Origin of the sequence: Pontixanthobacter luteolus (assembly GCF_009828095.1) — a bacterium.
Taxonomy (GTDB): Bacteria; Pseudomonadota; Alphaproteobacteria; order Sphingomonadales; family Sphingomonadaceae; genus Pontixanthobacter; species Pontixanthobacter luteolus.
This window is the reverse complement of the sequence record NZ_WTYP01000001.1, coordinates 340,050-357,436: the sequence shown is the minus strand read 5'-3', so window position 1 is coordinate 357,436 and position 17,387 is coordinate 340,050. Positions and strand designations below refer to the sequence as shown.

The window sequence follows — 17,387 nt, the reverse complement described above, 5'->3', positions numbered from 1 at the left end:
CGCGAAACTCTGCCACTGGCACGGAAATTGCGACTGAAAAGATTAACAGGAAAGGGCACGCATGCTGAAGAAGATTGGCCGGCTATTCGTTATCAAGACGAAGTTCGAAGCCTATGCTATCATCTATGCGCTTGCTCTGGGTGCGACCGCGCGCGGTTCGCAATACCTTGTCGAATACCCGGGATGGGGCGGCAAACTTCTGTTTCTGGCCACAACCGGTGCTGTTTTCCTCGCGGGGGCAAAAATTCTCGACTGCCTGCGGTACGAGAAGGAAAAGCGCAACGCGCAGCAGCCCGCAGCGGCAGATTGATCGTTTCAATTTGAAGGAATGAGTGGGGGTTTCTGTTGCTAGCTACCCCCGGAGCCCCGGAATCCGCTTCTGTTGCCCGGTGGGTCCAACCGCGCTTAGGCTTTGTAAAGTCAGGCCGTTAGGCCATCAAATTACGCAGCGAGAGCGAGTGCTTCGTTATCGTTTGCACTTATAAAAATGAGCTTTTTACGGGGATTCTCAACCCGGGCAAAAACAATGCTTTTCAACACACGTCGATCCTAGTTCGGCCCCGTCAGGAACCGCAGTTTCCTGCGGTTTTTGGTGGAGCCGCCGGGTACTGCCCCCGGGTCCGTTATGTCTATTGCACACTGCAATTTATCGCCATATCCGGTCGAAACCGGCATCCCCTATATAGGCGATGCCGGCTTAATGTGAAGTGACCGAATTTGGCTCAGCCCATCGGACCGTTCTTGGGCGCACCCGGAGCGCCGCCTTTCAGAGCGTCGCGGATTTCAGCAAGCAGTTCGACCTCGGTCGGGCCAGCTGGCGCTTCTTCTTCAGCAGGCTTTTCAAACCGCGCGGTCACCTTGTTGGTGTAACGAACCAACAGGAAGATGATGAACGCCAGGATCACGAAGTTGATGATCGCCGTGACGAAAGCGCCCCATGCAAGCACGTTTGCGCCTGCTTCACGGGCAGCTTCCAGCGACATTCCCGCCTCTACTTCGCCGCTCAAGACAATGTATTTGCTGCTGAAATCGACATCACCGAAGATCATGCCAACGATCGGCATGATAACATCGCTGGTCAAAGACGCGACGATCACAGCGAACGCGCCGGCGATGATCACCGCGACGGCCAGTTCCATTACATTGCCCTTGGCAATGAATTCCTTGAATTCAGTAAGCACTTCTTTTTCCCCTCAGGTTTAATCCAGAGGGTTTTCTGGCAGCATGACGTCATCCTGCCAAGAGGGTGTAGCGCCTATCCTGACTGTGCCTCGCGCAAGCCTTTCAATTCCTTCCTGATATCACGCAGCACATCCAGTTGAGGATCGGTCGGAACTTTCTCATTTTCCGAACTGTTTTCGCCAGCTTTCTTGTCTTCCTCGATCGCATCCAGCACCTTGTTCACGCCCTTGATGAGCATGAAGAGAGCAAAAGCGAGGATCAGGAAGTTGACCATCTGGGTCAGCAGATCGCCATATCCGATCATCGCGACACCTGCCTCCTTCAATTCCGCGTAATTCGTGGTCGAACCGGTATAACCCTCAGGAATGCTACCGAGCAGGATAAACCAGTTTGAAAAGTCGACCGCCCCGAAAAGCCAGCCGATAAACGGCATCAGGACGCTTTCGGTCAGTGCAGTTGTTATCTTGCCGAACGCAGCACCGATCACGACCCCTACCGCAAGCTGCAGCACATTACCGCGCGATATGAACTTCTTGAATTCGTCGAAAATCGTCATGCGTTCACCCCTTCAATTTTATTCATCTGCAAACGCTAGGCAGGCCGCACGGTTCCTTGAACGCGGGCGTGCGTGTGCTATGTATGCAAGACAGCTTTCGCTTTCTTCTGAGAGGACCAATTATGACGCTTCGTTCCGCCACCCGGTTTACCATCACTGCTGTAGGCGCCCTGCTGCTGTCAGCTTGCGGGATCAATTCCGTGCCAACGGCGGAAGAAAACGCGAAAGCCAAGTGGGCCGATGTGGAGGCGCAGTTCCAGCGCCGCGCCAATCTGGTGCCCAATCTCGCGGAAGTCGCACGGGGCGCTGCCGAATCCGAAGGCGCAATCCTTCGCGATGTCACTGAAGCGCGGGCCCGTGCAACCAGCGTAAACGTTAGCGCGGAAGATCTGGGCGACGCCGAAAAGATGGCAGAATTTCAGGCAGCGCAAAACGAACTTGGTCAGGGGCTTGGCCGCCTGCTCGCCAGCTTTGAAGCGTACCCGCAGATCCAGTCAAACCAGAACTTCCTTGCTCTGCAAAGCCAGCTCGAAGGTACTGAAAACCGCATCGCCGTGGCGATCCGCGATTATAACGAGGCAGTTCGTCAGTATAACACCACCATCCGCACCTTCCCCGACACGATCGGTGCAAACCTGATCCACGGGGCGGAACCGATTGTGCCTTACGAAGCTGCGACCAACGGCGCAGAAATCGCCCCCGAACTCGATATGACTTCGGGCAGCTGATCGCAGGCCTGATGCCAAACCTCTCACGCATTGCAGCAGGCCTAGCCATTGCGCTCGGCCTGCTGACCGCCCAGCCGGCGCTGGCCCAGGATTTCCCCGAACTGACGGGCCGCGTTGTCGATGCGGCGAATATCATTCCCGACGATCAGGAAGCCGCGTTGACCGCAAAGCTGGCGGCGCTGGAGACCCAGTCGCAGCGCCAGCTTGTCGTGGCCACGCTGCCTGATCTGCAAGGCTATGACATATCCGACTATGGCTATCAGCTGGGCCGTGAATGGGGCATCGGCGACGCAGAACGCAATGACGGCGCGCTGATAATCGTCGCTCCGAACGAACGGAAAACACGGATCGAAATCGGCTACGGACTGGAAGGGATCATGACAGATGCCCTGTCGTCGGTGATCGTCAACCAGCAGATGCTGCCACGCTTTCGCGAAGGCGATTACGCTGGCGGTATCAATGCCGCGGCTGACACCATTATTCAGCAGCTGACCTTGCCCGAGGAAGAAGCCCGCGCCATCGCAACGCAGGCCGCGCCAGAACGGTCGAGAAGCAACGGATCGATCATCGATTTTCCGACCATCATTTTCCTCGGTTTTTTCCTGTTCTTCATCATCATTCCTATGCTGCGCGGCAAACGCGGTAAACGATACCGGCGCAACGGCACGCTGACCGGCAGCAGCATTGGCGACATCATCCTGTGGGAAGTCGGCAGTGCAGCTCTGCGCGGCGGATCCCGGGGTCGCTCCGGCGGCGGATGGGGCGGCGGCGGGTTTGGCGGCGGTGGCGGCTTTTCCGGGGGCGGCGGCAGTTTCGGTGGCGGCGGCGCCTCGGGTGGTTGGTAGGGGCCTTTCATGACACGAACCAATTATCTCGACGCCAGATCGCACAAGATCGTATCCGACGCTGTGGCTCAGGCGGAGCTCCAGACATCGGGCGAGATCGTTACCGTTCTGGCCGACCGTTCCGACGGTTATACCGACATTGCGTTGGCATGGTGCGCCCTTGCCTCGTTTCTGGCCCTGACGTTTTGCGTTACCTTTCCAGACTGGATCCTCAGCACCTATGCCGGGCTGCACGATGGCTGGAACACTGACTGGACCGCGCGCGAGATTTTCTCGATGGCAGCGGGCGCAGCGATTTTCTGGTTCCTGATCGTGTGGCTGATCCAGCTTTGGGACCCGGTGAAATTTGCGCTTATCCCTGGCAAGGTGAAAACCTTGCGCGTGCATTCCCGCGCCATCGCCCATTTCAAGGTCGGTGCGGAGCGGCGCACGCATGGGCGTACCGGGATCATGATCTACCTTTCCATGCAGGAACACCGCGCCGAGATCGTCGCGGATGAACCAATCGCGGAAATTGTTCCGGCCGAAGTCTGGGGCGAAGCGATGGCCGACATGCTGGACGAGATCAAACGCGGCAACATCGCTGAAGGCATGGCGGCGGGCGTGCGCGACGTAGCAATTGTGCTCGCCGAACATTTCCCGCGCGGGGATGAAGACCAGAACGAATTGCCAGACCGCCTGATCGAAGTCTAAGCCTCAGGAATGACAGCTTCAGACCCCGATGCGCAAAAGCCAGAACAGATTGTCTGGGAAGGCAAATACATAACCGCCAAAGTGCGCGGACGATGGGAATATGTCGGCCGCGCGAGGAACATCCGCGCCGCTGCAATCATCGCCATCGAGGATGGTCACGTCTTGCTGGTCGAGCAGTACCGCATCCCTTTGGGCAAACGCAGCCTGGAAATTCCGGCGGGTCTTATCGGCGACGATGACGGCGCAGAAGGAGAAGCGCCGGAAACGGCCGCCATGCGCGAGTTGGAAGAAGAAACCGGTTACATCGCCGACCGGATGGAAAACCTCGGCGAATACTATTCCAGCCCCGGAATGGTCAGCGAAAGTTTCACTCTGCTCCGCGCACACGGTCTGACCAAAGTCAGCGAAGGCGGCGGCACGGAAAGCGAAGATATCACTGTGCACCGCGTCAAACTCGGCGATCTGCGGCAATTCGTTGCAGACTGGCGGGCAAAAGGCCATGCGGTGGACGTAAGGCTGGCCATTCTGATGGCCGAGGAATTTCTGGGAGAGGATTGAAGATGGTTGATCGCGTTAAAGGCAAAATGGCCCTGGTAACCGGCGCAGCACAGGGCTTGGGTGCAGCGCACTCGATGCTTCTCGCGCAAGAAGGCGCGCGCGTTCTGTGCACCGACATCAATGGCGATGGCGCTCAGGAAACAGCAGACGGGATCAACAGTGCGCTCGGCGCAGGAACCGCTTTTGCGATTCAGCACGACGTAACGGATCCCGACGCCTGGGAAGCCGCGATTGACTGTGCGCGCGAGAATATCGGCGGATTGAATGTGTTGGTGAACAATGCCGGTATAGGCGTCGCCGGAAACATCGAAACCTGCAAATTCGAAGACTGGAAACGGTGTTTCTCGGTCAATGTCGATTCGATCTTTCACGGCTGTCAGAAAGCTTTGCCCCTGATGCGTGAACATGCGCCGGGTTCGATCATCAACATTTCCTCGATCGCCGGACTGATCGCCAGCGATACAATGCCGGCATATAATTCATCCAAGGCTGCGGTCTGGATGCTGAGCAAATCGATCGCGCTGCATTGTGCGAAAAAGAACATGAACATCCGCTCGAATTCGGTGCACCCGACATTTGTCGATACGCCGATCCTGGATGGCACGGCTCGCAATCACGATATCGACAAGGATGTTTTGCTGGAAAAGCTGGCGCGGCAGATACCGCTGAAATTTGTTGGCGAGCCCAACGACATCGCCAATGCTGTGCTTTATCTCGCCAGTGACGAGAGCCGCTTCATGACCGGGGCCGAACTGAAACTGGATGGCGGCATTTCCGCAATGTAGCTTCGGCCCCGTGGACTGTTGTTGGCCAGTTTGTGGCTGGTTGGTGTGTGAGAGTGAGACCCTCTGGCCTCACTCTCAATCTGCGATCAAGGCAATCGCAAGGTAGACAATCAGCAGCGAGCCGAAGCCGAGGAGCGTTCCGGCGACAAAGCCGATCCGGACCAGTGTGGCATCGATGCCGAAATAGTTGGCGATACCGCCACATACGCCCCAGAGTTTTGCATTCGGCTTGTCGAGATTGAAACTCTGCGATGGCGATGCGCCGACGGGTTTGTGTTCCAGGTTGCTCATGCCATCATTCCTGCGAATACGACGCCCTGCTCTGCGGGGACAATTGCGTAGGCGAACAAGACGCCGGAGATCGCGAGGGAAGAGATTGCGGCAACCGCTCTGCTTCCAATTTCGCTGAGGTTAAACATGGTATAAATTCCTTTCATTGGTTCGGTATTGGGATGATCAGGCAAGGATGCCGGTCGGGGTTGCTGGAACAATGGCGGTTGCCATGAACAGTGCGGAGATTGCGAGAGCCGAGAAAGCGGCGAAAACGCGGTTGCTGAAGTTGTAAGCGGTCATTTTGAAGTCCTTTGTTTGGTTCGGTGGGCCATTCCCGCCGATGCCAAGTACATTGCAGGGACCGTGCCAATTCCGAAAAACCCCGGAATTCTGCCATTCTCAGCCTGTCTTGCCCAATTTCAAATATGAACGATAACTGAATAGTGGGAAATTACACCACCATTTGGGATTGCGGTTTCATGTGGCGTTAAGGTGCTGCGCTAGCTAGGCGTTTTCCGGTATGGCGCTGGACCAGATCACCCTTTCCGATTTTCGCAACCACGCCGACACTCGCTTGGTCGGAACGCGGGGTTTCAACCTGCTCATCGGGGAAAACGGCGCCGGAAAGACCAACATTCTGGAGGCCTTGTCTCTGTTCGCGCCCGGTCGCGGGCTTCGCCGCGCTTCTCTGGCCGAAATGATCGGAGGCGGCGGACCTGGCGGGATGGCAATTGGCGCCTCTCTTCATACCGCGAACCAGGATGAACCTGTCCGGCTGGGTAGCCACATCGACCCGGCACGCCCCGGCAGGCGGCTGGTCAGGATCAATGGCAGCGAAAGCAGCGCAGTTACTCTTGGTGAATGGCTATCCATCAGCTGGCTAACCCCGGCGATGGACCGGCTTTTCGCAGACAGCGCGGGCGCACGCCGCCGCTTCCTCGACCGAATGGTCCTCGCTCTTGATCCGCTTCATGCCCGTCATGCGGCGCGGTACGAAGCCGCGCTCAGGGAACGCAACCGCCTGATCAGCGATGACCGGGAACCCGAGGCAGCATGGCTCGACGGGGTCGAACAGCAACTGGCCGAGCACGGTGCCATGCTGGCCAGCGGGCGTGCCATGCTGATTTCACGGCTGATGGAAGAAATGGCCATATTGCCAGAGGCCCCGTTTGCCCGACCCGCTTTGTCCTATGCTGCCGGGGGACCGATCTTGCGAAGCGATCTTGCCTCCGCACTGTTGGAAAATCGCAGGCGGGACCGGCGCGCAGGACGAACCCTAGCCGGTCCTCACCGCGACGATTTGGGGGTCCAGATGGCAGGAAAAGGCGTGCCGGCTGCATCCTGTTCGACGGGCGAGCAGAAGGCGATGCTGATCGCGATCATTCTCGCCCATGCCAGTCTGGCGGCAAAGGGACGCCCCAACCTCCTATTGCTCGACGAAGTGGCTGCTCATCTCGATCCGCTGCGGCGAGAAGCCCTGTTCGCCCGGCTGCGGTCGAGCGGTGCACAAGTGTGGCTGACAGGCACCGAACTGGCCCAATTTGGCGCCATCCGGGGTGAAGCGGCAATTTGGCGTGTGGAGGAAGGCGCCGCCGAGCGGGTGGAGTGACGATCAGCCTGCCGGCTCTTCCGGCAACGCCAGTTTGACTGCACCGACAGTTGCGCCAACGAGGGTTTCGATCCCCTCTGCCGTTGGATGAACGCGGTCATCCTGGATCAGCTCGGGCTTGGTATAGATCGAATCCAGGAAAAACGGCACCAGCTCCGTACCGTATTGTCGGGCCAGCTCTGGATAGAGCGCGTCGAAGTCAGCCTGAAATTCGCCAAAGTTCGGCGGCGCACGCATTCCCATCAGCAGCACCGGGATTTCCCGCCTCTGCAATTCGGCCAGCATAGTCTCGATATTCTGGCGCGTCTGACCGGGCTGTATCCCGCGCAGCAAATCGTTCCCGCCCAGTTCCAATATGAACAGGTCAGGCTTTTCTTCCTGCGCATCGAGTGTGAAGGTCAGACGCTGAAGACCCGCTGCGGTGGTATCACCCGACACGCCGGCGTTGACGACGCGCGCATTCACGCCGCGGCCACGCAGGGCTGCCTCCAGTTTTGCCGGATAGCTGTCTTCCGACGCAACATTATAGCCCGCAAAAAGACTGTCGCCGAATGCCAGAATGCGCCGTTCCGGCCCCATCACGGGCATCTCTGCCGCACCGCCCCGTGCTGCGGTGGTTTCGGCAGGAGCCGGCGCCGGGGCCTCTGCACTACATCCACCCAACAGGGCGGCGGAAAAAACTACGGGAACTATCGACCAACGACTGAGTAACATCTGTGAGCCTCCTTGCTCGCCCCATTCACCTATGCGATTGGATTGCGGTGACAAGCCCAAACTCAATTTCCGCCCGAAATCTCACCCTGACCTACGATCCGGACAAAAACCCGGTCGAGGTGCTGCGCGGTATCGACCTTGAAATCGCGACCGGTGAAGTGGTCGCCCTGCTGGGTCCATCCGGTTCAGGCAAAAGCTCGCTCATGGCGGTCCTTTCCGGCCTTGAACGGGCCTCTGGCGGCGATCTGACTGTGGCCGGACAGGATTTCACCAATATGGATGAGGACGGTCTGGCAAAGGCACGGCGCGGCCATATCGGAATTGTCCTGCAGGCGTTTCACCTGCTGCCGACAATGACGGCGCTGGAAAATGTCGCCACGCCAATGGAGCTGGCCGGTGATGCCGATGCCACCGCAAAGGCGCGCGCCGAACTGGAAGCCGTGGGCCTTGGCCACCGGATCGATCATTATCCGACCCAGCTTTCCGGAGGAGAGCAACAGCGCGTCGCCATTGCACGGGCCATCGCCCCCGGCCCCGAACTGATTTTTGCGGACGAACCAACCGGCAATCTGGATGTTTCGACCGGCCATGACATTATCGAATTGCTGTTCACGCGGCGCACGGACACCGGCGCAACGCTGCTGGTTATCACCCACGATGTCGAACTGGCGCAGCGGTGCGACCGGGTTATTACCATCGGCGACGGCCTGATTGCGAGCGACACCAGAAAATCGTGACTGGCGACCTGACCTGGACGGCGGCATGGCGGATTGCCAAGCGCGACCTGAATGCGCGCTTCAAGGGCCTGCGCCTGCTCCTCGTATGTCTGTTCCTGGGGACAGGCGCCCTTGCCGCGATTGGAACGCTGACCGGCGCGATCGAGAGCGAGCTTGAAGGACGCGGCCAGCAACTTCTCGGCGGCGACCTGGAGGTTGAAGTCTGGCAGCGTGATCTTTCTGCTGAGGAACTGGCGGCCCTGGGCGAATACGGCACATTATCCGGCGGCACACGGCTGCAGGCGATGGCCAGCGCAGGCGAAAACGCCGCACCGATCGAACTCAAGGCAGTTGACGCCAAGTGGCCGCTCTACGGCACACTGACGCTGAAGGGCGGAACAGAAGCTGCCGCGCCAAGTGCCAACGATGCCTATCTGGCGCAGGGCGCGATCGACAGGCTGGGCATATCGGTTGGCGACAATTTCCGCGTGGGACAGGCCCAGTTGGTGGCCGCCGGAATAATCGAAAACGAACCTGACCGCCTGAGCGAGGGCTTCCAGCTTGGCCCGACCATCCTGGTGGCCGAAGGTATTCCGGCCAAGGCAGGATTGCTTGCCCCCGGGTCGATGTACCAGAGCAAGTACCGTGTCGCGTTCGAACAAAACCGCGATCCCGATAATGTGCAGGAGGCGTTGGAAGAACGTTTCCCCGATGCAGGATTCGATTACCGCACACGCGACCGCGCATCGCCCGGCGCCGACAGGTTTGTTTCACGGATGGGTGAATTCCTGACACTGGTCGGCCTTGCTGCTTTGGTCATTGCCGGAATAGGCATCGGCGGCGGCGTATCATCCTATCTCGAGGCGCGGCGCGCCAGCATCGCAACCCTGAAAGTGCTCGGCGCTTCCAGCCGGGACATCGCGCGCATTTACGCGCTGCAAATCGGGTCGGCAGCTTTGGCCGGCAGCCTACTAGGGCTGGCCGCCGGTGTTTTGGTTACCCCGCTTCTGGCGGCGGCGCTGGACGGCCTGTTGCCGGTGGAACGCGGATTTGTGTTCGAGCCGGTCGCGCTGCTGATTGCGGCAGCATATGGTTTGCTGGTGGCGCTGGTGTTTGCCGCCACGCCGATCCTGCGCGCTCGCCGTTTCCCCGCAATGGCCCTGATGCGTGCCCGCATCGTTCCGCTGTCCCGCGATGGCCGTGCACTGTCATGGGTCTTGGGCGGGATGGCAGGTATCGTCGCCCTAGCCCTGATTACCGCGCGCCAACCGCTGCTGTCTGGCGGATTCCTGCTGGGGGCCGTCGTGGTGCTTGGCCTGCTCGCGCTGCTCGGCCTCGGTATCCAAAGGCTGGCTCGCATTGTTCCTCGCCCACGCAACCCGCTGGTCCGCAATGCGCTGGCCAATCTGCACCGCCCCGGCGCATCAACCGGTGCGCTGGTCACCGCGCTCGGCTTCGGTCTTAGTGCATTTGTCCTGCTCGCAGCGATCCAGACCAGCATTAACGGCAATATTGACCGCCGTGTGCCCGCACAGGCACCTGATTACTTCGTGCTCGATATCCCGCGCGACCGGGTGGACGATTTCCGGCAGCTGGTCACAGACGACCAGGCAGACGCGGAAATCCGCACCGTGCCCGCGCTGCGCGGCGCGATTCTGGCTTACGGCCCCGAAGGAAACATGACACGGGTCTCGGATCTGGAAGAGATCCCCGATGGCGCGTGGCCGCTGCGCGGGGAACGCGGATTGACCTATGCAGACGAAGTTCCGGCCGGCAACCGCATCGTCGAGGGCAAGTGGTGGGACCCGATGTACGATGCGGAGCCGCTGGTGTCGGTAGATGAAGAATTTGCACGGGCGATCGATCTTGAAATCGGCGATCTGGTCACAGTGGGCGTGCTGGGTGTCGAAAAGACCGCCCGGGTGGCCAATCTGCGGGTCATCGACTGGGAAAGCATGGGCTTCAATTACGTGCTGGTTTTTTCCAGTAATGCGCTGGCCGATGCACCGCACAATATTGCGGCGACGATCGATCTGCCAGACGGTGCGGCCACCGGGCCTCTGTTGCGCCAATTGGTGAACACCTTCCCATCCAGTTCGGTGATCGAAATCGGTCAGGTCCTGTCGGAAGCGCGGGTGATATTGAGCCAGGTTGGTCTTGCCACCTTTGCAGCAGCATCTGTCGCAGTGCTGGCGGGTCTGGCGGTGCTGATCGGTGCAATTGCCGCTGCCCGTGCGGTGCGCACTTATGACACCGTGGTGATGCGGGTTCTAGGCGCAAGCCGGAGGCAGGTGCTGGTGATGCAGCTGGCAGAATACGGGATCCTTGCGCTGATCCTTGCGGCTGTCGCACTGGCGCTAGGCAGCGGACTGGCATGGCTGGTCATCACGCAATTGTTCGAATTCGATTGGTTGCCCGACTGGGGTGTCGTGCTGGCGGTGCTGGGCGGCGGACTTGCTTTCGTGCTTGTGTTCGCGCTGGCCGGGTCGCTTCCGTTGCTCCGGGCCAAACCGGCTCAGGCGTTGCGCGCGCTCTAGGAAAAAACGTCCGCGATATCTTCGTCGTAAACCGGCGGGCCATATTGGTTCTCTCCGTTCTTGGGAGGCAGGCTCATCACGATCATGTAGCCGATCCAGCCGATGATGCTGAGAAACAGCACCGCAAATATCGCTGCAATGACGAGCCAGCCGGGCAAGCCAATGTCATGAAGCCTGCGGGAAGTGAGAGCGAGACCGGGAATGAAGTTCAGCAGAAAGACCCCGCCGAATGTGCTGATCGCGGCGTTACCGACTGTCGCATCCTCAGCGTCGATTGCGACATAGGCGATAAGAATGCCTGACGCGGCAAGATAGCTGAGGAACAGCAGCAGGCTGTATCACCAGAATTCCCGGCGGCCCGACCGGCCACCGAACTGCGCATAACGGCGGTAAGGCAGAACCATCCAGGCCAATACATTCCCTGTTTCAGGAATGTCTGCGCGGGAATCTGCCACTATTCGAAAACAGCTGCTGTGCCGGGGTCTTTCGGATCATCCCCGTACTGGTTCGGGCCGCGCGTGCCATCGATACACATGAACACGAAGACGATCAGCCATCCGATATACGGTATGAAGCTGAGCAGATAGAGCCAGCCGGTCATGTCCTGATCGTGGAACCGGCGCACGGTGACGGCGATCGAAGGAACAATCGTGCCGAACGCGAAAATCATCATCAGCCCGCCAGCAATCCAGACCAGCGGGCCCGGCGTCGCCGCTTCGTTCACTACAACGCCCGCGTCATCAAATTCAGGCCAAGGGATTCCAGCAAACAGCAGCACGAACAGGATGATGAAAACAAGATAATACAACAGGAAATACATCCAGTATTCCTTGCGCCGAGAACGGCCCGAAAAATCAGCATACCGCCGCAGCGGCATCAGCATCCATTCCATCAAATTGCGACCCCTGAAGTAAAATGGCGGACCTTTACCGGCCCGCCATTCAATTGATTATTCGAACACCTCGGTGTTCGCCCCGCCCTTGGGATCGGGGCCATATTCATTGTCGCCCCGGTCGCCTTCGAGACACATGAAGACCAGCACGATGATACCGCCGATCAGCGGAATGAAACCGAGCAGAACCATCCAGCCCGATTTACCCTGATCGTGGAAGCGCCGGACCTGAACGGCAAGGCTGGGTATGATGATCGCGATAATGAACAGCGTCGTTAGCGGTCCGTATACCCCGCCAACCATGCCTGACATTCCCAGCACACCTTCGATTACGCTCAAAATCACCGCAGCGATGATCATGAACAAAACGAACATCCAGTATTCCTTGCGCCGCGAACGGCCTGAGAAATCGGCATACCGCTTTAGCGGCATCAACATCCATTCCATGGGAAACCCCCTCTTTCCAAATAGTCCCGGTCAGAAAGGCACCACAGAATTTCATGTATTTCAATAAAAAAGGGGCCGCCCGCAGGCAGCCCCTCAATTTATTCAGTCGGGTTCGTTTAGAACTTGAAGCGAACCGTACCGCCGTATGTGCGCGGCTGGTTCGGATAGCCCGAAACAGTACCGGCCTGGGCAACACCATCGAACACCTGGGTAATGAAGCGTTCGTTGAGGATGTTACGGCCCCATGCGCTCACTTCGATACCGTTGTTCAGGCGCAGCGTCAGCGAACCGTTCACCAGGTTCACTTCGCGGCGGAACAGTGTCTCCGCCGTCGGACCAAATGCCGGAAGGCCGTTGGTGATGTTGACGTTGCTTTCGTGGTTGTAATCGACACGGGCGATCAGGAAATTGCCGCTGTAGCCAAACTCGTGCGTGTAAGTCGCCGAGGTAGCGAGGGTAATTTCCGGCGTACCGCCCGGTGTCTGGCCTGTCAGATCACCAACCGCCGAATTCGGGAACGAATCGAACACCGAATCCAGGTAAGTCATGGCGAAAGTCAGAACCAGCGGATCGACCGGGTTGATCGTGGCGTCGAATTCGAAGCCCTTGGTCGACTGCTCACCAGCATTTGCCAGCGCGAAACCGGTGCCGGTGAAGATGTTCGACTGGAAGCCTTCCAGCGTCTGGTCGAACAGCGCAAGGTTGAAACCGAAGCGAGGGAACTGTGCCTTCAAGCCGATTTCATACACTTCCGCGTCTTCCGGACCTGCAAAGCGGGTGCCGGTGTTCAGGTTCGGAACCGCGATGCCGGCATCGGTGATTGGCGATGGCGGCGCAGCAAATGCACTCAGGCCCGGGCCCGGTACAAAGTCGGTCGGAAGCGGACGCGAGTCGCGCGACAGGTTGACCGACGAAGCCTTGAAGCCCGTTGCATAGGTGAAATACACGTTGATCTGATCCGACACGTCATACGCAGCGCGCAGGGTGTAGGAGAAATCATCGTCACGGGTCTTACCGTCTTCAACTGCGTTCGGGATCGCCAAGAAAGGCGGCTGGAACTGGAATGCCGCCAGCGGCAGCAATGGGTTGACGTTGGGATCGGTCGCCAGTCCCAGCAGGAACGCCTGGTTCGCTGCCGGCAGTGCCTGGAACTGTGCCGGAGTGGTCACGGTTCCGCCGGTTGCCTGAACGATGAAGGCATCCACCAGATTGATTTGGCCGAGTTCGTCGAACGCGGTCAGGTTGGCAGTGAAGTCCTTCTTGTCGTCGGTGTAGTTGAAGCCGGCGGTCAGCGTGAGCCGGTCCGTGACTTCGAAATCGACAGTTCCGAAGATCGAGATTGCTTCGTTATCCAGCGTGAACGCTTCGTCCGTCAGCAGACCCGGGCTGAAAATGCTGTTCTGCGGCAGTCCGAGTGCGAGCTCGACACCGTTGAAAACAGCCGGATTGCCTGCGAGCAGCGAGAAGAATGCACGCGAATCGTCACCGGTAATCAGCTGGCTGGTCTGTTCGACGTCTTCCTTGAAGTAGTAAGCGCCAAGGAGGAAGTTGAGCGGGCCGTCGAAGTCCGAAGCAATACGGAGTTCCTGGCTGAACGTGTCGATTTCCTGATCGCGGATTTCGTTGACGATATCTGCGCTGGAGAAATCGACGTCCTGCTGGTTGAACGCTTCAAGCTTGCGGTACGCGCTGATCGAAGTCAGCGCGAGCGGGCCTGCTTGATAATCCATCTGGACCGAACCGCCGTAGCTGTCGATCTTGTTCGACGGGGCGATGTTCAAAAAGCTGGTATCGTTGAACAGGTTTTCCGGATCGATCTGGCCGCCCAATGCGAACAGCGCAGGCACCGAAGGGCCAGCGACAACGTTACCGGCGAAGCAGCACTCTTCGTCGATGCGGCTGAAATCACCGATCGCACGGATTTTGAAGTCCGAGGAAGGCTCTACCAGCAGCTGGCCACGAAGGCTCCAGCGGTCGCGGTTGTTGATGTCAATGCCCAGGTTCGGAACTTCGACATAGCCGTCACGCTTATTATAAAGCCCGTCGATCGAGAAAGCGACGCTGTCGGTAATCGGGCCGGTAACGTCACCCTTCAATTCCATCTGGTTGAAATTGCCATAGGTCGCTGCAACCGAACCACCGAATTCGAACTGCGGTTCGCGGGTCACAACCGAGATTACGCCTGCCGATGCGTTCTTGCCGAACAGCGTCGACTGCGGTCCACGAAGAACTTCGATGCGCTGGACGTTGGCAAGGTCGCCGATCTGCGCGGCGGAACGTGAACGGTAGATACCGTCGATGAAGACACCGACCGATGGTTCGATACCGGCATTGTTGGCGCCGTTGCCGAAGCCGCGAATGATGAAGGTAGTGTTGGCCGAACTTTGCAGCTGGCTGGAACGCAGCGACGGTGCAACCGTGGTCAGATCGCTGAGATCGCGGATCTGGGCCTGCTCAAGCGTTTCGCCCGAGGTGACCGAAACCGAAATCGGCGTTTCCTGCAGCGTGGTTTCACGCTTGGATGCGGTAACGACGATGATGTTGCTGTTCGGACCGCCAATTTCATCTGGCTGGGCTTCATCTTCGTCTTCCAGGACAGCTTCGTCAGCATCCTGTGCCATCGCGCCGGTCGGAATTGCCAGACCGATTGCAGCCACACCTGCGTAAAGTGCAGCGCGCTGAACCGCGCTGCCTTTGAATGAGTCAAACTTCATGGAGTCTCCATCCTCTGTAGTGCGGGATCGTTGTAAGGGGCCCGCTTCTGGGTATGACGCATAGGTATGCACCATACCTTGCTCAAGCAAATTGCACGGTTTTGCAGGGGTTTCCGGCATTTGTGGCGACTTGGCCACAGTCCTTTTTTGCGCGCAAAGCTTGCCGTAGGGTCAGCCCTCGGCTAGGGCGCGCGCGATATTGCGCTGCACAATGGCACGCACCCCAAACTGAAAGCACAAATGATGTCCGCTAACCAGCGCAACGTGGCGATTATCGCCCACGTCGACCACGGCAAGACCACCCTAGTCGACCAGCTATTCCGCCAATCCGGCACTTTCCGCGACAACCAGCGCGTGGAAGAACGCGCGATGGACTCCAACGATCTGGAGAAAGAACGCGGAATCACGATTCTCGCGAAGTGTACTTCGGTCGAATATGGTGAGGGTGACGAAACCCGCCGCATCAACATCGTCGACACACCTGGCCACGCCGACTTCGGCGCAGAGGTGGAGCGTATCCTGAGCATGGTGGACGGCGTGATCCTGCTGGTCGACAGTGCCGAAGGCGCCATGCCGCAAACCAAATTCGTGACCGGCAAGGCTCTGGCACTCGGCCTGAAGCCGATCGTCGTCGTCAACAAGATCGACCGTCCTGACCAGCGCGCAGTCGAAGTGCTGGACGAAGTGTTCGACCTGTTCGTGTCGCTCGACGCAAACGATGAACAGCTGGACTTCCCGGTTCTCTACGCATCGGGCCGCGACGGCTATGCCAGCGAAGATCCCGATGCCCGCGACGGCACGCTGGACCCGCTGTTCAAGAAGATTGTCGAGCACGTTCCCGCACCGGGTCTAGACGAAACCGGAAAGTTCACCTTCCTCGCAACCCTGCTTGACCGTGACAACTTCATGGGCCGTGTTCTGACTGGCCGCATCCAGTCGGGCACCGTCAACGTGAACGATCCAATCCACGCCATCGATGGCGACGGCAAGGTTGTGGAAGTCGGCCGCGCTACCAAGCTGCTCGCCTTCAACGGCCTCGAGCGTGTCCCGGTAGATAGCGCCAAGGCCGGTGACATTATTGCTTTGGCCGGTCTGGAAAAAGCGACCGTTTCGAACACCATCTGCGACCCGTCGGTTTCCACCCCGATCGAAGCGCAGCCGATCGATCCGCCGACACTGGCGATGCGCTTCTCCGTCAACGACAGTCCGCTGGCCGGCCGCGAAGGCAGCAAGGTTACCAGCCGCATGATCCGTGACCGCCTGAACCGTGAAGCAGAAAGCAATGTCGCAATCCGCATCACCGAAAGCGACGACAAGGACAGCTTCGAAGTTGCTGGTCGCGGCGAATTGCAGCTCGGCGTTCTTATCGAAACGATGCGCCGCGAAGGCTTCGAGCTCGGCATCAGCCGTCCGAAAGTTCTGTTCCGCGAAGAAAACGGCAAGCGTATGGAACCATACGAACAGGTCGTGATCGACGTGGACGATGAGCACTCCGGAACCGTCGTTGAAAAAATGCAGCGCCGCAAAGCCGAGCTGGTCGAAATGCGACCTTCGGGCATGGGCAAGACCCGCATCACCTTCTCCGCCCCGTCACGCGGGCTTATCGGTTATCACGGTGAATTCCTGTCCGACACGCGCGGCACAGGTATTATGAACCGGTTGTTCGAGAAGTACGACGCCTACAAGGGTCCGATCGAAGGCCGCCAGAACGGCGTGCTGATCTCGATGGTTCCAGGCGAAGCTGTTGGCTATGCGCTCAACGCGCTGGAAGAACGCGGCGAGCTGTTCATCGGCGCTCAGGCAAAGATCTACGAAGGCATGATCATCGGCGAAAACGCCAAGCCTGACGATCTCGAAGTGAACCCGATGAAATCGAAGCAGCTGACCAACTTCCGCTCGACCGGCAAGGATGATGCAATTCGCCTCACCACGCCGCGCAAGATGAGCCTGGAACAGGCGATTGCGTATATCGACGACGATGAAATGGTCGAAGTGACGCCTGAAAGCATTCGCCTGCGCAAGGCGCTGCTGTGCCCGCACGAGCGCAAGAAGTTCAAGCGGAAGATGGAATCGGCGTAAGTCAGACCGATCATCTGGACACGAAAAGGCCCCCGGAGTTTACCGCTCCGGGGGCCTTT

At 58.8% G+C, this 17,387-nt stretch carries 19 protein-coding genes and 1 other RNA gene; 10 read left to right on the top strand and 10 right to left on the bottom strand.

Features of this window, described 5'->3' with window-relative positions; translation table 11 throughout:
- Positions 1–61 precede the first annotated feature (61 nt).
- Positions 62–310: a hypothetical protein gene (locus tag GRI43_RS01705; RefSeq protein ID WP_160729379.1), complete on the top strand. Its 249-nt coding sequence runs from the start codon at positions 62–64 to the stop codon at positions 308–310.
- 58 nt (positions 311–368) lie between these two features.
- On the opposite strand, the gene ssrA is transcribed toward GRI43_RS01705, so the two are convergent.
- The 3 genes from ssrA to mscL (GRI43_RS01690) form a co-directional block, all read right to left on the bottom strand.
- Positions 369–711, bottom strand: a transfer-messenger RNA (tmRNA) gene (ssrA, locus tag GRI43_RS01700).
- A gap of 11 nt (positions 712–722) precedes the next feature.
- Positions 723–1,181: a large conductance mechanosensitive channel protein MscL gene (gene mscL, locus GRI43_RS01695; protein WP_160729378.1), complete on the bottom strand. Its 459-nt coding sequence runs from the start codon at positions 1,179–1,181 to the stop codon at positions 723–725.
- 74 nt (positions 1,182–1,255) lie between these two features.
- A complete protein-coding gene (gene mscL, locus GRI43_RS01690) occupies positions 1,256–1,738 on the bottom strand; it encodes a large conductance mechanosensitive channel protein MscL (protein WP_202391572.1) in 483 nt (160 codons plus the stop codon).
- Between the two features lie 122 nt (positions 1,739–1,860).
- On the opposite strand from mscL (GRI43_RS01690), the gene GRI43_RS01685 reads away from it, so the two are divergent.
- From GRI43_RS01685 to GRI43_RS01665, 5 genes are read left to right on the top strand one after another with little or no spacing between them, the layout of a single operon-like run.
- On the top strand, positions 1,861–2,466 hold the full coding sequence (locus GRI43_RS01685) for a LemA family protein (protein ID WP_160729377.1): 606 nt from the start codon (positions 1,861–1,863) through the stop codon (positions 2,464–2,466).
- Between the two features lie 11 nt (positions 2,467–2,477).
- On the top strand, positions 2,478–3,311 hold the full coding sequence (locus GRI43_RS01680) for a TPM domain-containing protein (protein WP_160729376.1): 834 nt from the start codon (positions 2,478–2,480) through the stop codon (positions 3,309–3,311).
- Positions 3,312–3,320: 9 nt separating this feature from the next.
- Complete coding sequence (locus GRI43_RS01675; protein ID WP_160729375.1) at positions 3,321–4,004, top strand: TPM domain-containing protein; 684 nt, start codon at positions 3,321–3,323, stop codon at positions 4,002–4,004.
- A gap of 9 nt (positions 4,005–4,013) precedes the next feature.
- Entirely contained in the window at positions 4,014–4,562 is a 549-nt protein-coding gene (locus GRI43_RS01670) for an NUDIX hydrolase (RefSeq protein ID WP_160729374.1), read from the top strand.
- A gap of 2 nt (positions 4,563–4,564) precedes the next feature.
- Entirely contained in the window at positions 4,565–5,347 is a 783-nt protein-coding gene (locus tag GRI43_RS01665) for an SDR family oxidoreductase (protein ID WP_160729373.1), read from the top strand.
- 75 nt (positions 5,348–5,422) lie between these two features.
- Here the strand turns inward: GRI43_RS01665 and GRI43_RS01660 are convergent, their stop codons facing one another.
- Both GRI43_RS01660 and GRI43_RS14010 read right to left on the bottom strand, forming a co-directional pair.
- Positions 5,423–5,638 carry a PspC domain-containing protein gene (locus GRI43_RS01660; protein ID WP_160729372.1) on the bottom strand — a complete coding sequence of 72 codons (216 nt, stop codon included), beginning with the start codon at positions 5,636–5,638 and terminating at the stop codon, positions 5,423–5,425.
- On the bottom strand, positions 5,635–5,766 hold the full coding sequence (locus GRI43_RS14010) for a hypothetical protein (RefSeq protein ID WP_268893566.1): 132 nt from the start codon (positions 5,764–5,766) through the stop codon (positions 5,635–5,637). Before GRI43_RS14010 ends, GRI43_RS01660 begins: the two co-directional genes overlap by 4 nt.
- Positions 5,767–6,140: 374 nt before the next feature.
- On the opposite strand from GRI43_RS14010, the gene recF reads away from it, so the two are divergent.
- Positions 6,141–7,229 carry a DNA replication/repair protein RecF gene (recF, locus tag GRI43_RS01655; protein WP_160729371.1) on the top strand — a complete coding sequence of 363 codons (1,089 nt, stop codon included), beginning with the start codon at positions 6,141–6,143 and terminating at the stop codon, positions 7,227–7,229.
- A 3-nt stretch (positions 7,230–7,232) separates the two neighbouring features.
- On the opposite strand, the gene GRI43_RS01650 is transcribed toward recF, so the two are convergent.
- The gene (locus tag GRI43_RS01650; protein ID WP_202391570.1) at positions 7,233–7,943 is read right to left on the bottom strand and encodes an arylesterase; all 711 of its coding nucleotides are present in this window, start codon (positions 7,941–7,943) and stop codon (positions 7,233–7,235) included.
- 47 nt (positions 7,944–7,990) lie between these two features.
- Between GRI43_RS01650 and GRI43_RS01645 the strand changes: the two genes are divergently transcribed.
- Positions 7,991–8,680: an ABC transporter ATP-binding protein gene (locus tag GRI43_RS01645; RefSeq protein ID WP_160729370.1), complete on the top strand. Its 690-nt coding sequence runs from the start codon at positions 7,991–7,993 to the stop codon at positions 8,678–8,680.
- Positions 8,677–11,196, top strand: a complete 2,520-nt coding sequence (locus tag GRI43_RS01640) for an ABC transporter permease (RefSeq protein WP_420849964.1) — start codon at positions 8,677–8,679, stop codon at positions 11,194–11,196. Before GRI43_RS01645 ends, GRI43_RS01640 begins: the two co-directional genes overlap by 4 nt.
- Here the strand turns inward: GRI43_RS01640 and GRI43_RS01635 are convergent.
- From GRI43_RS01635 to GRI43_RS01620, 4 genes are all read right to left on the bottom strand, one after another.
- Entirely contained in the window at positions 11,193–11,522 is a 330-nt protein-coding gene (locus GRI43_RS01635; RefSeq protein WP_235903657.1) for a DUF805 domain-containing protein, read from the bottom strand. The genes GRI43_RS01640 and GRI43_RS01635 overlap by 4 nt on opposite strands.
- Positions 11,523–11,650: 128 nt before the next feature.
- A complete protein-coding gene (locus GRI43_RS01630; RefSeq protein ID WP_160729369.1) occupies positions 11,651–12,088 on the bottom strand; it encodes a DUF805 domain-containing protein in 438 nt (145 codons plus the stop codon).
- A 57-nt stretch (positions 12,089–12,145) separates the two neighbouring features.
- Positions 12,146–12,535: a DUF805 domain-containing protein gene (locus GRI43_RS01625; RefSeq protein ID WP_160729368.1), complete on the bottom strand. Its 390-nt coding sequence runs from the start codon at positions 12,533–12,535 to the stop codon at positions 12,146–12,148.
- 116 nt (positions 12,536–12,651) lie between these two features.
- A complete protein-coding gene (locus GRI43_RS01620; RefSeq protein ID WP_160729367.1) occupies positions 12,652–15,249 on the bottom strand; it encodes a TonB-dependent receptor in 2,598 nt (865 codons plus the stop codon).
- A gap of 243 nt (positions 15,250–15,492) precedes the next feature.
- Between GRI43_RS01620 and typA the strand changes: the two genes are divergently transcribed.
- Positions 15,493–17,328, top strand: a complete 1,836-nt coding sequence (gene typA, locus GRI43_RS01615) for a translational GTPase TypA (RefSeq protein ID WP_160730572.1) — start codon at positions 15,493–15,495, stop codon at positions 17,326–17,328.
- The last annotated feature ends 59 nt before the right edge of the window (positions 17,329–17,387 follow it).